The organism is Gordonia humi (genome assembly GCF_014197435.1).
Taxonomy (GTDB): Bacteria; Actinomycetota; Actinomycetes; order Mycobacteriales; family Mycobacteriaceae; genus Gordonia; species Gordonia humi.
This window is the reverse complement of record NZ_JACIFP010000001.1, coordinates 4186341-4199781: the sequence shown is the minus strand read 5'-3', so window position 1 is coordinate 4199781 and position 13441 is coordinate 4186341. Positions and strand designations below refer to the sequence as shown.

At 67.9% G+C, this 13441-nt stretch carries 11 protein-coding genes; 5 read left to right on the top strand and 6 right to left on the bottom strand.

What is annotated here, in order from left to right:
• The first annotated feature begins 68 nt into the window (after positions 1 to 68).
• The gene (locus BKA16_RS19410; RefSeq protein WP_183372207.1) at positions 69 to 1553 is read left to right on the top strand and encodes a flavin-containing monooxygenase; all 1485 of its coding nucleotides are present in this window, start codon (positions 69 to 71) and stop codon (positions 1551 to 1553) included.
• 86 nt (positions 1554 to 1639) lie between these two features.
• Here BKA16_RS19410 and BKA16_RS19405 read toward each other — a convergent pair whose 3' ends face one another.
• Together BKA16_RS19405 and BKA16_RS19400 are read right to left on the bottom strand one after the other, a co-directional pair.
• Positions 1640 to 2419: an ABC transporter permease gene (locus tag BKA16_RS19405; protein WP_183372206.1), complete on the bottom strand. Its 780-nt coding sequence runs from the start codon at positions 2417 to 2419 to the stop codon at positions 1640 to 1642.
• A gap of 2 nt (positions 2420 to 2421) precedes the next feature.
• Complete coding sequence (locus BKA16_RS19400) at positions 2422 to 3324, bottom strand: ABC transporter ATP-binding protein (RefSeq protein ID WP_183372205.1); 903 nt, start codon at positions 3322 to 3324, stop codon at positions 2422 to 2424.
• A gap of 132 nt (positions 3325 to 3456) precedes the next feature.
• Here BKA16_RS19400 and BKA16_RS19395 point away from each other — a divergent pair, with 132 nt between their 5' ends.
• Genes BKA16_RS19395 through BKA16_RS19385 form a run of 3 tightly spaced genes read left to right on the top strand, consistent with a single transcriptional unit; the run spans position 3457 to position 5757 of the window.
• Complete coding sequence (locus tag BKA16_RS19395) at positions 3457 to 4620, top strand: histidine kinase (RefSeq protein ID WP_183372204.1); 1164 nt, start codon at positions 3457 to 3459, stop codon at positions 4618 to 4620.
• A gap of 29 nt (positions 4621 to 4649) precedes the next feature.
• Positions 4650 to 5285: a response regulator gene (locus BKA16_RS19390; protein ID WP_221247572.1), complete on the top strand. Its 636-nt coding sequence runs from the start codon at positions 4650 to 4652 to the stop codon at positions 5283 to 5285.
• Positions 5286 to 5304: 19 nt separating this feature from the next.
• Positions 5305 to 5757 carry a peroxiredoxin gene (locus BKA16_RS19385; protein ID WP_183372203.1) on the top strand — a complete coding sequence of 151 codons (453 nt, stop codon included), beginning with the start codon at positions 5305 to 5307 and terminating at the stop codon, positions 5755 to 5757.
• Between the two features lie 61 nt (positions 5758 to 5818).
• Here BKA16_RS19385 and BKA16_RS19380 read toward each other — a convergent pair whose 3' ends face one another.
• The 4 genes from BKA16_RS19380 to BKA16_RS19365 are packed head-to-tail and all read right to left on the bottom strand — an operon-like array spanning position 5819 to position 10899.
• Complete coding sequence (locus BKA16_RS19380; protein WP_183372202.1) at positions 5819 to 7441, bottom strand: dipeptide ABC transporter ATP-binding protein; 1623 nt, start codon at positions 7439 to 7441, stop codon at positions 5819 to 5821.
• Positions 7438 to 8352 carry an ABC transporter permease gene (locus BKA16_RS19375; RefSeq protein ID WP_183372201.1) on the bottom strand — a complete coding sequence of 305 codons (915 nt, stop codon included), beginning with the start codon at positions 8350 to 8352 and terminating at the stop codon, positions 7438 to 7440. The genes BKA16_RS19380 and BKA16_RS19375 overlap by 4 nt, the downstream gene beginning before the upstream one ends.
• Positions 8349 to 9308, bottom strand: coding sequence for an ABC transporter permease (locus tag BKA16_RS19370; RefSeq protein ID WP_183372200.1), 960 nt, complete (start codon positions 9306 to 9308; stop codon positions 8349 to 8351). The genes BKA16_RS19375 and BKA16_RS19370 overlap by 4 nt, the downstream gene beginning before the upstream one ends.
• A gap of 4 nt (positions 9309 to 9312) precedes the next feature.
• The gene (locus BKA16_RS19365; RefSeq protein ID WP_183372199.1) at positions 9313 to 10899 is read right to left on the bottom strand and encodes an ABC transporter substrate-binding protein; all 1587 of its coding nucleotides are present in this window, start codon (positions 10897 to 10899) and stop codon (positions 9313 to 9315) included.
• A 157-nt stretch (positions 10900 to 11056) separates the two neighbouring features.
• On the opposite strand from BKA16_RS19365, the gene BKA16_RS19360 reads away from it, so the two are divergent.
• Positions 11057 to 13396 (top strand): arylsulfatase, encoded by a 2340-nt coding sequence (locus BKA16_RS19360; protein WP_183372198.1) that lies wholly within the window; start codon positions 11057 to 11059, stop codon positions 13394 to 13396.
• Positions 13397 to 13441 lie beyond the last annotated feature (45 nt).

Below are 13441 nucleotides of genomic sequence, written 5' to 3'. Positions count from 1 at the left end.
CCGAAACGAGTAACTCTCTCGCCGTCCCGCACCTGCCGGAATCGGAGGCTCGGCGATACGGTGGGGGCATGAGCGAACCCACTGCATCGTCGATCGCCGTCATCGGCACCGGATTCGGCGGAATCGGCATGGCCGCCCAGCTCAAGGCCGCGGGCTTCGACGACTTCGTGATCTTCGAGAAGGCCGACGGCGTGGGCGGCGTATGGCGCGACAACGAGTACCCGGGTGCCGAATGCGATGTGCCGTCGCACCTGTACTCGTTCTCGTTCGCGCTCAAACCGGACTGGTCGCGGCGGTTCGCGGGCCAGCAGGAGATCCTCGACTACCTCAACGAGTGCGCGGACCGATTCGACCTGCGCGGGTCCATCCGGTTCGGCACCGAGGTGGTCGACGCCGCCTTCGACGAGACCGCGGGGGAGTGGGTCCTGCATCTGGCGGGCGGCGACACGCATCGCGCACGGATCCTGATCGCCGCGACCGGCCAGCTGAGCAGGCCCGCCTACCCGAAGATCCCGGGGATCGACGAGTTCGCGGGCACGATGTTCCATTCGTCGACGTGGGACCACGACTACGCGTTCGAGGGCAAGGACGTCGCGGTGATCGGCACCGGGGCCTCGGCGATTCAGTTCGTGCCGCACATCGCGGCGCGCGCCGACCGTCTGGAGTTGTTCCAGCGGCACGCCCCGCACGTCATCGCCAAACCCGACTACCCGTATCGGGCGCGGACCATCGCCGCGTTCCGCCGCTTCCCGGCACTGCTCCGAGCATCCCGGCTCGCGACGTACGCGTGGCTCGAACCACGTGGCTTCGGCTTCAACGGCTCCCGCCTCGGTGAGCTGCTGATCAGGCTCTTCGAGAAGCGATACCTGCGCGGGCTGCGCAAGCAGATCACCGATCCGGCACTGCTCGCCAAGGTGACGCCGACCGATCCGATGGGTTGCAAGCGCATCCTCATGTCGAACGACTACTACCCGGCGCTGGTCGGCGACCACGTCGACGTCGTCACCGACGGCATCGCGAAGATCGTGCCGGAGGGGATCGTCACCGTCGACGGGCGGACGCACGAGGTGGACGCCATCGTGCTGGGCACCGGATTCGCCGCGACCGAGTTCCTGGCGCCGATGACGGTCACCGGCCTCGGCGGGGCCGATCTGGGCGAGGTGTGGCGCGACGGCGCACACGCTTACCTGGGGCTCGCCGTCCCAGGCTTTCCGAACTTCTTCATGCTGTACGGCCCGAACACGAATCTGTCGCACAACTCGATCGTCTACATGCTCGAATCGCAGTTCTCCTACGTCGTCGACGCCGTCGCCGACCTCGCCGACAGCGGCGCCGATTGGCTGACCGTCCGCCGCGACGTCGAAGACGCGTACAACGACGACATCCAGGCCCAACTCGCCACGACGGTGTGGGCCACCGGATGCGACGGCTGGTACACCACCGAGTCGGGGAGGAACACGCAGAACTGGCCGGGATTCACCTTCAAGTATCGGGCGGCGACCAGGGAGTTCGATCCGAGCGCGTATGCCGCACCGGGCGCGACACAGGCATAGCGACGGCCGGTGTGTCCGGGAGAACGGTGGACACACCGGCCGCATCGCAAGCGTTCAGTTCCTCCAGATCAGGTGCTCCCTCCAGATCACTTGATCTCTGAACGCATGATTCGGTTGACACCGAAGAACATGGGTACGACGAACCAGATGAGCGTCGACACGAGCAGGTGCGCCCAGTCGGCCCCCTCCGGATCGGACGGCAGCGTCGGAGTCTGGATCCAGTCGATGAGGTGATCGCGAGTCCAGGGGATGAGCCCGCCGACGATGCCCAGCACCATCGGGATGATGAAGTAGGTGACGATCGCGGCGGGCGTGTTCAGGAACAGTGCCGCGAACGCGAAGCCGACGAGGACGCCCAACAGGATGTTGAGTACACCGGAGGCGAGTGCGCCCCCGGAGATCGACCACGATCCCGCCTCCGGGTCGCTGTAGATCAGCCCGCCGATACCGGTGAACACGGCGGCGAGGACGAATGCGATGACCACGGCGATGATCGACGCGACGATCGCGACGATCAGCTTGGCTTCGATGACCCGCTCGCGGCGCGGCTCCATCGTGAATGTCGCCAGGGCGCTCCGCTGACTCCATTCGCTGGTCACCAGCAGGATGGCCATGACCGGAAGCAGGAACGCCATCGGTGCGGTCATCATCTCGAACTCGTTGCGCAGCGCGGTGGCGTCCGGGCTGCTCGCCGCGACGAACAGGGTGACCACGCCGATGATCACCGAGATGATCGCGATCGACGCGGCGAGCCAGAAGCTGGCGCGAGTGTCGACGAGCTTGCGGAACTCGACCTTCACCAGGCGGCTCAGCGGAATGCCGGGGCCGCTGAAGGCGGGGACTGCGGGGTGTGTGGTTGCGGTCATCGTCAGGCTCCCTGAGGCTGTTCGCGCTGGTTCTGTTCGGTGAGTTGGAGGAACATCTCCTCCAACCGGGCGCCGTCGCCGCCGCGCAGCTCGGTGAGAGCGACCTGGGCGTCGAGCGCGATGCGGCCGATGACCTCGGGCGTCGCCTCGGCGCGGATGCCGCCGCCGTCGGCCGGGTGGACGGCGATGCCCGCGGCGGCCACGGCGTGGGCGAGACGGTTGTCGTCGGCGCTGCGGACGAGGGCGCCGGTGCCGGCGAGGAGCTCTTCCTTGGTGCCCTCGGCGACGATCCGGCCGTTGCCGATGACGATGAGGTCGTCGGCGATGATCTCGATCTCGCTGAGCAGATGCGACGAGAGCAGGACGGCGCCGCCGCGGTCGGCGTAGCCGCGCAGCAGGGTGCGCATCCAGTGGATGCCCGCCGGATCGAGTCCGTTCGCGGGCTCGTCGAGCATCAACACGCTCGGATTGCCCAGAAGCGCGTTCGCGATGCCGAGGCGCTGGCGCATGCCGAGCGAGTAGTTCCGGACGCGACGCCCGGACTCCTCCGGTGTCAGGCTGACCATGGCGAGTGCGTCGTCGACACGAGAGGTCGGCAGGCCCATCGTCATCGCCGACAGCCGGAGGGTCTCCGCACCGGTGCGCCCCGCGTGTTGTGCGGACGCGTCGAGCAGGACGCCGATGTGTGTCGACGGATTCGGGATGTCGTGGTAGCTCGCACCATTGATGGTCGCGCTGCCCGAGCCCGCGGGCGTGAGTCCGGCGATGATCCGCATGGTGGTCGACTTGCCCGCACCGTTCGGACCCAGGAACCCGGTCACACGCCCCGGCTTGCAGGTGAACGAGACGTCGTCGACGGCGACGAAATCGCCGTAACGCTTGGAGAGGTTCTTGACTTCGATCATGGAGTCAATCCTCGTCGACGTCGTCGTCGGTGTCATCAGTCGTGCGGTCAGTTCGCATCATCCGAAAGTATGAGATCGGCGTCGACGTCGGGATGAGGGGCGACGGGCGCCGATCCGGCTACCGTGGAACCCGTGCGCCCCGTGGACTATCAACCGACCCTCAACTGGTGGGGACACACGTGGCGGGTGGTGGTCGTCCTGGCCGTGTCGGCCGTCGCCTGGGCGCCACGAGTGGCCTACCAGTGGACCGAGCATCGGTGGTGGTTCGCCTTCGATCTGGCGATCGGTCTCGTCGCGCTCGGCCTCGTGATGCGCTACCGGCGCACCCATCCGGTGCTGGTCACCACGGTCACGAACATCATGACCCTGGTGTCGACGACGGCGGGCGGGCCGTCGGCTCTGGCGTTGGTCTCCCTGTCGACGCGGCGGCGGTGGAAGGAGATCGCCCCGCAGGCGGTACTGACGATGCTGTGCGCGATCGTCGGCGAGTACCTCATGCGCGCTCCGGACGAGGCCCCGCTGACCTATGTCGACGTGGCGTTCTTCGGCGTCGTCGTCGCCTTGGCGATCGCCTGGGGCATGTACCTGGGCTCACGACGCGAACTGCTCGCCAACTGGCAGGCGCGGGCGCTGCTCACCGAGGCCGAGCAGGCCGCGCGCGTCCGGGAGGCGCAGGGGGCCGAGCGGGCTCGGATCGCCCGCGAGATGCACGACGTCCTCGCGCATCGGATCTCGGCGGTCACCATGCACGCCGGGGCGCTCGCCTTCCGTGACGACCTGTCGACCGACGAGGTGCGCCAGACGGCGCAGACCATCCAGGAGACCTCGCATCAGGCGCTGACCGAACTGCGCCAGGTGCTCGGGGTCCTCCGTGACGGACCGGGCGACGCCGATCCGGAGAGGCCGCAGGCGGGCGTGGCCGATCTGCCCGAGCTGGTGGAGGAGAATCGGCGGGCCGGCATGCGGATCGACGTCCACTGCGACGTCGACGCCGAGGCGATGCCCGCGTCCCTCGGCCGCACCGTGTACCGGTGCGTCCAGGAGGCTTTGACCAATGCGCGCAAGCACGCGCCGGCGAGTCGGGTCCGGCTGTCTGTCGTGGGTTCACCCGGGCGCGGTGTCGACATCCGCGTGGAGAATCCGCTCTCGCTGGTCTCGGCGCCCAGCGCACCGGAGTCGGGCTTCGGACTCGTCGGTCTCGCCGAACGGGTCGCGCTCCACGGCGGTCGTCAGGAGCACCGGATGTCGGGTGACGACGTCTTCGTTCTCACCGTGTGGCTACCGTGGCAGACGTGACGAACTCTGAGAGCGTGCCCAGTCGAGTGATGCTGGTCGACGACGATCCGCTGGTCCGATCCGGGCTGCGCCTGCTGCTCGGCGGTGATCGCGACCTGGACGTCGTCGCCGATGCGGGCAACGGTCGGGAGGCGCTCGATGCGCACGCCGCGGACCCGGTCGACGTGGTGCTGATGGATCTGCGGATGCCGGTCATGGACGGGATCGCGGCGACGGCCGAGTTCAAGAAGCTTGATCCGGCGCCTCCGGTGATCGTGCTGACGACCTTCGACGCCGACGACTACGTGGTGCGCGCGCTCGCCGTGGGCGCCGACGGGTTCCTCCTCAAGGACACGCCTCCCGCCGACATCGTCGCCGCCGTCAAGAATGTGCTGGCCGGACAGCCCGCGCTGAGCCCGTCGGTCACCGCCGCGCTGATCAAGCAGGTCGTCTCGAACGGCGATCACCGCGCGGCTCCGGCCGAGCGGGCGATCGCTGAGCTCACCGAGCGGGAACGTGACGTCGCCACGTGTCTGGCCGGCGGGGCGTCGAATGCGGAGATCGGCGCCGAGCTGTACATGAGTGTCGCGACCGTGAAGGCGCACATCTCGCACATCTTCGCCAAGCTCGGCGCATCGAACCGGGTGCAGGTCGCGATCATGATGCACGACGCTGGACTCGTCTGATTCCGATACCGTGGGCCACATGAGATCTGGAGACCGTGCACCCGACTTCGCTCTGCCCGACCAGAAGGGGGAGGTACGCCGCCTGTCCGAACTGCTGGCCGACGGCCCCGTCGCACTCTTCTTCTATCCGGCCGCGTTCACGCCCGGCTGCACCAAAGAGGCCTGCCATTTCCGCGATCTGGCCCGAGAATTCGCCGACGCCGGTGTTCAGCGCGTCGGCGTCAGCCGCGACGATGTGGCCAAACAGTCGGACTGGACGGAGAAGCACTCCCTCGACTACCCGCTGCTCGCCGACGTCGACGGCGAGGTCGCTCAGGCGTACGGCGTGCGACGCAGCGGCCTGCTGTCCGGGTTCATGCCGACTAAGCGCACCACATTCGCGATCGGCGCCGACGGGACGATCAAAGACGTCATCGCCTCCGAGGTGAGCATGGACGTGCACGCCGACCGCGCGTTGAAGGCGCTTGGCTGAACCCGACGTCGCCGCCGCCGTCGACCGTCGATCGTCGATCACGGCATTGATCTCTGACGCATCACACGGAGACGACGGGCCTTCCCGCGCGTTCGCGGTCCGGATCGGGGACCGGGACGGCGCGGACCAGGGTCCGCGTGTAGTCGGTCGTCGGTGCGGTGAACACCGCGTCGGCCGCGCCCGTCTCGACGAGACGACCCGCGCGCAGCACCGCCACTCGATCGGACACCTGACGCACCACCGCGAGATCGTGGCTGATGAACAGAGCCGCGAAGCCGAGATCGCCTTGCAACTCGGCGAACAGTTCCAGGACGCGCGCCTGCACGGACACGTCGAGCGCGCTCGTCGGCTCGTCGGCGATCAACAGGTCCGGGTCGGCCGAGAGAGCGCGGGCCAGTGCGACGCGCTGACGTTGGCCGCCGGACAGCTCGTGCGGAAGCCGTGAGGCGAACGAGGCGGGCAGCTGTACGGCCGCGAGCAGTTCGGCGACGCGGTCGGTGCGCCAGGCGCGATTGCCGATCCGCTGGATCTCCAGCGGTTCCCGAATCGACTCGGCGACGGTGAACCGCGGATTCAGCGATGCCGACGGATCCTGCGGGACGAACGCTATGCGCCGGCGTACCGCCGACAGCTCCTTGGCCGTCGAGCGGACGAGATCGTGCCCGTCCACCAGAATGCGTCCTCCCGAGAGCGGCAGCAGTCCGCCGATCGCTCGGCCGAGCGTCGTCTTCCCCGACCCGGACTCGCCGACCACGCCGACGACCTCCCCGGGTGCGATCCGCAGCGAGATCTCCGACAACGCGGTGTGCGCTCCCGAACCGAAGCGACCCGGATGGGTCACTGTCACCTCGTCCACCTGGAGGATCGGCGGTATCGCCTCGTCGATGTCCTCCGGCTCGTGCAACGACGAGCTCAGACGCGGAACCGCGTCGAGCAGCGTGCGAGTGTACGGCTGGCTCGGCGAGTGGAACAAGGTGTGCACATCGGCGGTCTCGATGGTCTCGCCCAGTTGCACCACGACGACGCGGTCGGCGATCTCGGCGACGACACCGAGGTTGTGTGTGATGAGCAGGATGCCCGCACCGGTCTTATCGCGGACGCGGACGAGCAGTTCGAGGATCTCCTGCTGCACCGATACGTCGAGAGCTGTGGTGGGCTCGTCGGCGAGTAGCAGCGCCGGGTCGCCGGCGAGCGCGAGTGCGATCACGACGCGCTGCTTCTGGCCGCCCGACAACTGGTGCGGATAGTGGCCGACGCGGGTGTCCGGTTCGGGGATCTCCACGAGCGTCAACAGTTCGACGGCGCGTCGCCGGGCCTCTGCGCGGGAGAGTCGGCGGTGCCGTGTGAGCGCCTGCCGCAGCTGCCATCCGATGGTCTGCACCGGATTGAGTGCGGTCTGCGGCTCCTGGAACACCATCGCGACGCGATCGCCCCGGATGGCGGCGAGTTCTCGTTCGGACAGGTCGAGGACCTCGACGCCGTCGACTTTCACCGATCCGGTCGCGGTGGCCCCCGGCGGGAGGAGACCGATGGCGGCGCGTGCGGTCATCGTCTTACCCGAACCGGACTCGCCGACGAGGGCGACGATCTCGCCCGCGTCGACGGTCAGGCTGATCCCGGAGACCGCCGGACGCGGATAGTCGAACTCAACGTGCAGGTCGGTCACTTCGAGTGCGAGGGTCACAGGCTTCTCCGGTCGTTGGAGATCGACTGAGCGATCAGATAGAGGCCCAGGACGAGGGCCGAGATGACGAGGATCGGACCGATCGAGAACCACGGGTTGGTCTCCAGATATCCGTTTCCGGCGGCGAGGACACCGCCGAGTGACGGGGTGGGCGGTACGACGCCGATCCCCAGGTAGCTCAACGCGCCCTCGATGAACACGCCCAGCGACAGCGACAGCGCGAACTGGACGCCGAGCGCCTCCACCGAGTTCGGCAGAACGTGCCTGAACAGGATGCGCGACGTGCTCGCACCGGACACTCGTGCGGCCTCCACGTAGGGCTGTTCGCGAATGCGCAGGACGGCGGTGCGGACCAGGCGCCCGAACACCGGGATCTCCGCGATCGCGATGATGATGCCGACGGTGACGGCGCCCGGGCCGAGAACGGCGGTCAGGGCGATGCCGAGGATCAGTGCCGGGAACGCGAGGATGACGTCGAAGGCGCGCTGGGCCACGGCGTCCAGCCCCCGAACCGAGACCGCGACGAGGCCGACGAGGGTGCCGATCGCGGCGCCGACGGGTACGGCGACGACGATGATCAGCAGGTCGGTGCGGATGCCGGCGAGGACCCGGGTCAGCACGTCGCGGTTCACATCGTCGGTGCCGAACCAGTGGTCGACGCTCGGCGGCAGGAGGTACGCGCCGTCGATCTGTTGGTCCGCGCCGTACGAGGTGAGCAGCGGGCCGATCAGCCCGGCGGCGACGACCGCCAGCACCAGGACCGTTCCGATGAGCCCGGACCCGTGGAAGAGGCTGCGGTACAAGGGGCCTCGGACGCGAACCTCGTCGCGGTCGGCGGGCGACTCGGGGACGAGTCCCGGGTCGATGTCGTCGACGGATGCGCCGTCGACGGTGATCTCGGTGGTGGTCATCGGGTGCCTGCCAATCGGATGCGGGGATCGAGCCATGCGTGGACGACGTCGGCGGCGAGTTGGATCAGGACGAACACCGACACCGAGAGGAGGATGAGGATCTGGACGAGCGGGTAGTCGCGAGCGGAGATGCCCTCCTCGGTCAGCATGCCCAGGCCGGGCCAGCCGAAGATCGCCTCGACCAGGACGGCGCCGCCCAGGAGCGCCCCGACGATCAGACCGAACGCGGTGATCGTCGACGGCAGAGCGTTGCGCAGCGCATGTTTGACGACGACGTCGGCGCGGGACGCGCCGGTCGCGACGGCAGTGACCGCGTACGGCTGGACGAGTTCGGTCTGCAGGGCTTCGGTGAGGAAGCGGGCGAGCATGGCGCCCGCGGGCAACCCGAGCGTCAGCGCGGGCAGAGCCAGGTACTGGACGGTGATCCACAGATCGTCGCCGAGCCCTGCCGGCGGAGTGCCGCCCGCGGGCAGCACCCCGAATCCGACGCCGAAGACGGCGATGAGCACGGTGCCGACGACGAACGTCGGCAATGCGATCGCCACCGCGTTGACCCCGGTGAGGATCGCATTCACGAATCTGTTCGGTCGGATCGTCGCGGTCAGCGAGAGGATCAGGGCGAGCGCGATCGCGATGACGCCCGCGGTGACGGTCAGGACGAGGGTGTTGACGAGACCGAAGGAGACGAGGTCGCCGATGTTTCCGCCGACCTGGTAACTCGTGCCGAAGTCGAGCGTCAGCACGGAGCCGAGCCAGGAGAAGTACTGGACGAAGAAGGTCCGATCGAGACCCAGATCGTGGCGGATGGCGGCGAGGTCCTCGGGACTGGCGTCGGGGCCGGCGAGCGCGGACTCGGGGCCGCCCGGAATGAGCCGGAGTACGGCGAAGACGAGGAGGGAGGCGACGAACAGGACGATGAGGGCCGTCGGTATGCGCCGAAGGAGGTAACCGGTCATGGGGTCATGCCTTCCGGTCGGGATCAGTGAGGCTGGTGCGGGCGAAGTGCAACTGCTGGCGGTGGTCCCACGCGATGTCGCGGACGTTCGGTGCGGCGGTGAGCCGAGCGAGCACCACCCCGATCTCGATGAGGAACAGGTCGTTCAACCAGACCTTGTCGAGTCGTCGGTAGGCGGCGAGGGCCTCCGGCGACGAGGGGTCGGCGGTGGCCCAGGCGGCCTCGGACGCCGCCGTGTACTCGGGGCTCGAGTAGTTCGACGAGTTCTTCGCCGCGTTGAACGGATACGCCGTAACCGCCAGCGTCGACGGCGTGTACTGGGCGAACGCGTGCTGGAGGATCCAGAGTCCGGGGAACTGGGCGCCGATCAGCTTCTTGGCCTGGACGGTCTCCTCATTCGGCTGCAGGTTCACGGTGATCCCGATGTCGCGCAGGTTCGACTGCACGATCTCGGCGATGATCCGATACGTGGTGCCGGTCGAGGTGTAGTCGAGTCGGATGGGCGGAATCGGGCCGACACCGCGCAACAGGTCCCGAGCCTTGGCGACGTCGCGTCGATAGGTCGTGTTCGCGGCCTCGTCGTAGGCGGGGGAGGTCTTGGGCCAGGGCACGTTCACCGGATATCCGGAGCCGCGGTACACGTCGTCGATGATGCGGTCGCGGTCGACGGCGTACGCGATGGCCTTCCGGACCCGCGGGTCGGCGAGCGCCGGATTCTCGACGTTGACGCCGACGTAGATCTGGGCCTCGGCGCCCGTCTGCTCGATATCGGTGAAACCGTAGCGTTTGGTCGCGAGTTCTTGGTCCTGCGTCGTCAACTGCTCGGCGACGTCCAGCTGACCGGTGCGCAGTCGCGTGTACAGCGACTTGGGATCGTTGGCCTCGACGAAAGTCACGGTTTTCAGCGGTGGAGCACCGTCCCAGTAGTCGTCGTTGCGAACCAGTTCGATCGCCGAGTTCGGGGTCCACGACGAGAACCGGAACGGTCCGGTTCCGTTGAACGTCTTTCCGGCCTTCAGCTCGTCGAGGGTGTCGCCGTCGAGGATCGGCGCCGAATCGAGGAGATCGAAGATGTTGCTCATCGGATGGGCGAACGTCAGCACCACGCGGTGCGGATCGTGCACGTCGAACCCGGTGATTCCGGCGGCGGTGCGTTTGAACTGCGGCGTCCACGGGCCACCGAGGTACGCCCCGATCGACGACTGCACGTCCCGGGAGGTGAACGGCTTGCCGTCATGGAAGTGGACGCCCTCGCGCAGGTTCAGAGTCAGCGACCGGCCGTCGGGGGCGAGTGTCCACGAGGTGGCGAGCGACGGCTGCGGCGTCGACGAGTCGGTCGGGTAGGTGACGAGGGTGTCGAAGACGTTGGCGAGCACGTCGCCGTTCGGGCCGCCGGTGCCGATCTGGAGGAACTTGCTCGGAGACAGATCGCCCAGCACACCGACGCGGAGTTCGCCGCCGCGCTGGACGGGGCCGGTCCGCGTCGCCGGACCCTGCTGCGCGTCGACGGCGGTGCACGCGGTCGCTCCCACGACGGTGAGCGTCGTCAGGGCGAGCGCGACCAGAATGCGCAGGCGCGGATGTCGGAACATGATGTGGGTCCGCTTTCTTTTCACATGGAGAATTTCGCTGGGAGTCGAGCAACTGACATGGAAATGATCGGCCGCCGACGACGATTTGTAATCACTTCGAATCAGGACGAATTAAACGTTTGTGCCGCACTCGAGTAGACGAGTAATTCTCTTCGGCATGAGCAATGAGATTCCCGAGTACGCTCGCGGATACGAAGGATTCGGCGGACGCGTCGGACGCACCACATCGAACTCACAGCCGTGGTGGCCGGAGGACGAACGTGTCGGCGAACGGCCGCCCAACATCGTCGTCGTTCTCATCGACGACATGGGCTACTCGGACATCGGACCGTTCGGTTCGGAGATCCCGACGCCGAACATCGACCGCATCGCCGACACCGGATACCGGCTGAGCAACTACCACACGACGCCCGTCTGTTCGCCCGCCCGTGCCGCACTGCTGACCGGTGTGAATCCGCACCGCGCCGGATACGGGAGCGTCGCCAACTCGGACCCGGGCTTCCCCGGACTGCGACTGGAACTGGCCGACGACGTACTGACGCTTCCGGAGATCCTCCGCGAGTCCGGATACGCGACCTTCGCGGTGGGCAAATGGCACCTGGTGCGCGACGCGGATATGAGTCCCGGACGTTCACGCAGGTCATGGCCGGTCCAGCGGGGCTTCGACAGCTATTACGGCTCGCTCGAGGGGCTCAACTCGTTCTTCCATCCCAACCAGCTGATCGAGGACAACTCGGTGGTCGACGTCGACGAGTACCCCGAGGGCTACTACGTCACCGACGACCTCACCGACCGAGCGATCTCACAGGTCAAGGCTCTGCGGGCACACGACGCCGACAAACCGTTCTTCCTCTACTTCGCGCACATCGCCATGCACGGCCCCCACCAGGTGAAGGCCGACGATCTCGCGCGGCATCGGGGTCGGTACGGCGACGGCTGGGACGAGGTGCGGCGTCGGCGGTTCGCGCGGCAGGTGGCGTCGGGCCTCTTCGACCCGGATACGCCGATCGCCGAACGCAACACCGAACCCGGATACGACGCCCCGCCCTGGGAGACGCTCTCCGACGAGGAGAAGGAGCGCTACCAGCGGTATCAGGAGGTGTACGCGGCGCTCGTCGACAGCGTCGACCAGAGCGTCGGCCGGATACTCGACCTCCTCGAAGACCTCGGCGAACTCGACGACACGATAGTCGTGTTCACCTCCGACAACGGCGGTACGGCCGAGGGCGGCCCGGTCGGGACCCGCTCCTACTTCAGCCAGTTCGTGCACGGCCCGGTGCCGCCGGACTGGGAGCGCGACGTTCCGCACGACGAGGAACTGATCGGATCGGCGCAGCTCGGCGTCCATTATCCGCGCGGGTGGGGGCAGGCGTCGAACACGCCGTTCCGTTTCTACAAGGGGCAGACGTTCGCCGGTGGCGTGCGTGTCCCGTTCGTCGTCTCCTGGCCGGGCGGTCTGCCGCGGGGCGAGGACGACTCCGGTGTGCGCAGACAGTTCTCCTACGTCACCGATCTGGCTCCGACCCTGCTCGACCTGGCGGGAGTGCCGACGCCGCCGACCCGGCACGGACTGCCGGCCGCCGAGCGCGACGGAGTCAGCATCGTCGACGTGCTCCGTGATCGGGACTCGGCGTCGCCGCACACCGAGCAGTACGCCGAGTTCGGTGGGCACCGCGGCTTCTACCGCGACGGGTGGAAGCTGCTGTCGCTGCACGACGGCGATCCCGCGCACGTCGACCAGCCGCGGTGGGAACTGTACGACATGCGCACCGATCCCGCCGAGACCGACGACGTCGCCGCGGCGAACCCCGAACTCGTCGCGGAACTGGCGGCGGCATGGGATGAGGCGGCCTGGCGAAACACGGTGTTTCCGCTGTTCGACCGGCCCGGTGACGCACAGCGACGACGTCCGACCGAGACCGAGCGGTACGGCACACCGGTGCGGATCCTGGCCGGCACGCCGACGCTCGAACGCTATCGGTCGAGCAGGCTTATCGCCTACCGCGACTTCGACGTGATCGTCGAACTGAACGACTGGGGCGACGGCGACGAGGGCGTACTCGTGGCACACGGCGACGTACAAGGCGGCTATCTGCTGGCCGTGGAAGACGGGCGGCTGACGTTCGTCTTCAACTCGTATGGAAGGATCTCCCGCGTCTCGGGCGTCCTGCCGCCCGGCGTCCGCGGCGTCACACTCCGCGCGGCGGCGACCGCGGACGTCCGCTGGAACTTCACCGTCGGTGCGACGACCGACGCCGGCGAGGTCGTCGTCGCCGAACTGCCCCGAGCCTTCCAACTGGTCGGCATGGCTCCGTGGACGGGCATCTCCGTCGGACTGGACGCCCGCGGGCCGGTGGACCTCGATCTGCGGCTCCGGCGGGGCGTGTTCCGGGCTCCGCCGAGTCTGACGGCGGTGACCTACCTCCCGGGCGAGGTCCGAGTGCCCGAGGTGATCCGTGAGGCGATCGACGCGCATGCGGAGGACCTCGCGGACTGACCTCACCGGGTTTTCGATCACCGTGAATTCAACTGTGGGACGAAT

What these genes read in the sequence shown, in the direction of transcription:
- BKA16_RS19410 (WP_183372207.1), top strand. Translation starts at nt 69, where the DNA reads ATGAGCGAACCCACTGCATCGTCGATCGCCGTCATCGGCACCGGATTC.
- BKA16_RS19405 (WP_183372206.1), bottom strand. Translation starts at nt 2,419, where the DNA reads ATGACCGCAACCACACACCCCGCAGTCCCCGCCTTCAGCGGCCCCGGC.
- BKA16_RS19400 (WP_183372205.1), bottom strand. Translation starts at nt 3,324, where the DNA reads ATGATCGAAGTCAAGAACCTCTCCAAGCGTTACGGCGATTTCGTCGCC.
- BKA16_RS19390 (WP_221247572.1), top strand. Translation starts at nt 4,650, where the DNA reads ATGCTGGTCGACGACGATCCGCTGGTCCGATCCGGGCTGCGCCTGCTG.
- BKA16_RS19385 (WP_183372203.1), top strand. Translation starts at nt 5,305, where the DNA reads ATGAGATCTGGAGACCGTGCACCCGACTTCGCTCTGCCCGACCAGAAG.
- BKA16_RS19375 (WP_183372201.1), bottom strand. Translation starts at nt 8,352, where the DNA reads ATGACCACCACCGAGATCACCGTCGACGGCGCATCCGTCGACGACATC.
- BKA16_RS19370 (WP_183372200.1), bottom strand. Translation starts at nt 9,308, where the DNA reads ATGACCGGTTACCTCCTTCGGCGCATACCGACGGCCCTCATCGTCCTG.
- BKA16_RS19365 (WP_183372199.1), bottom strand. Translation starts at nt 10,899, where the DNA reads ATGTTCCGACATCCGCGCCTGCGCATTCTGGTCGCGCTCGCCCTGACG.
- BKA16_RS19360 (WP_183372198.1), top strand. Translation starts at nt 11,057, where the DNA reads ATGAGCAATGAGATTCCCGAGTACGCTCGCGGATACGAAGGATTCGGC.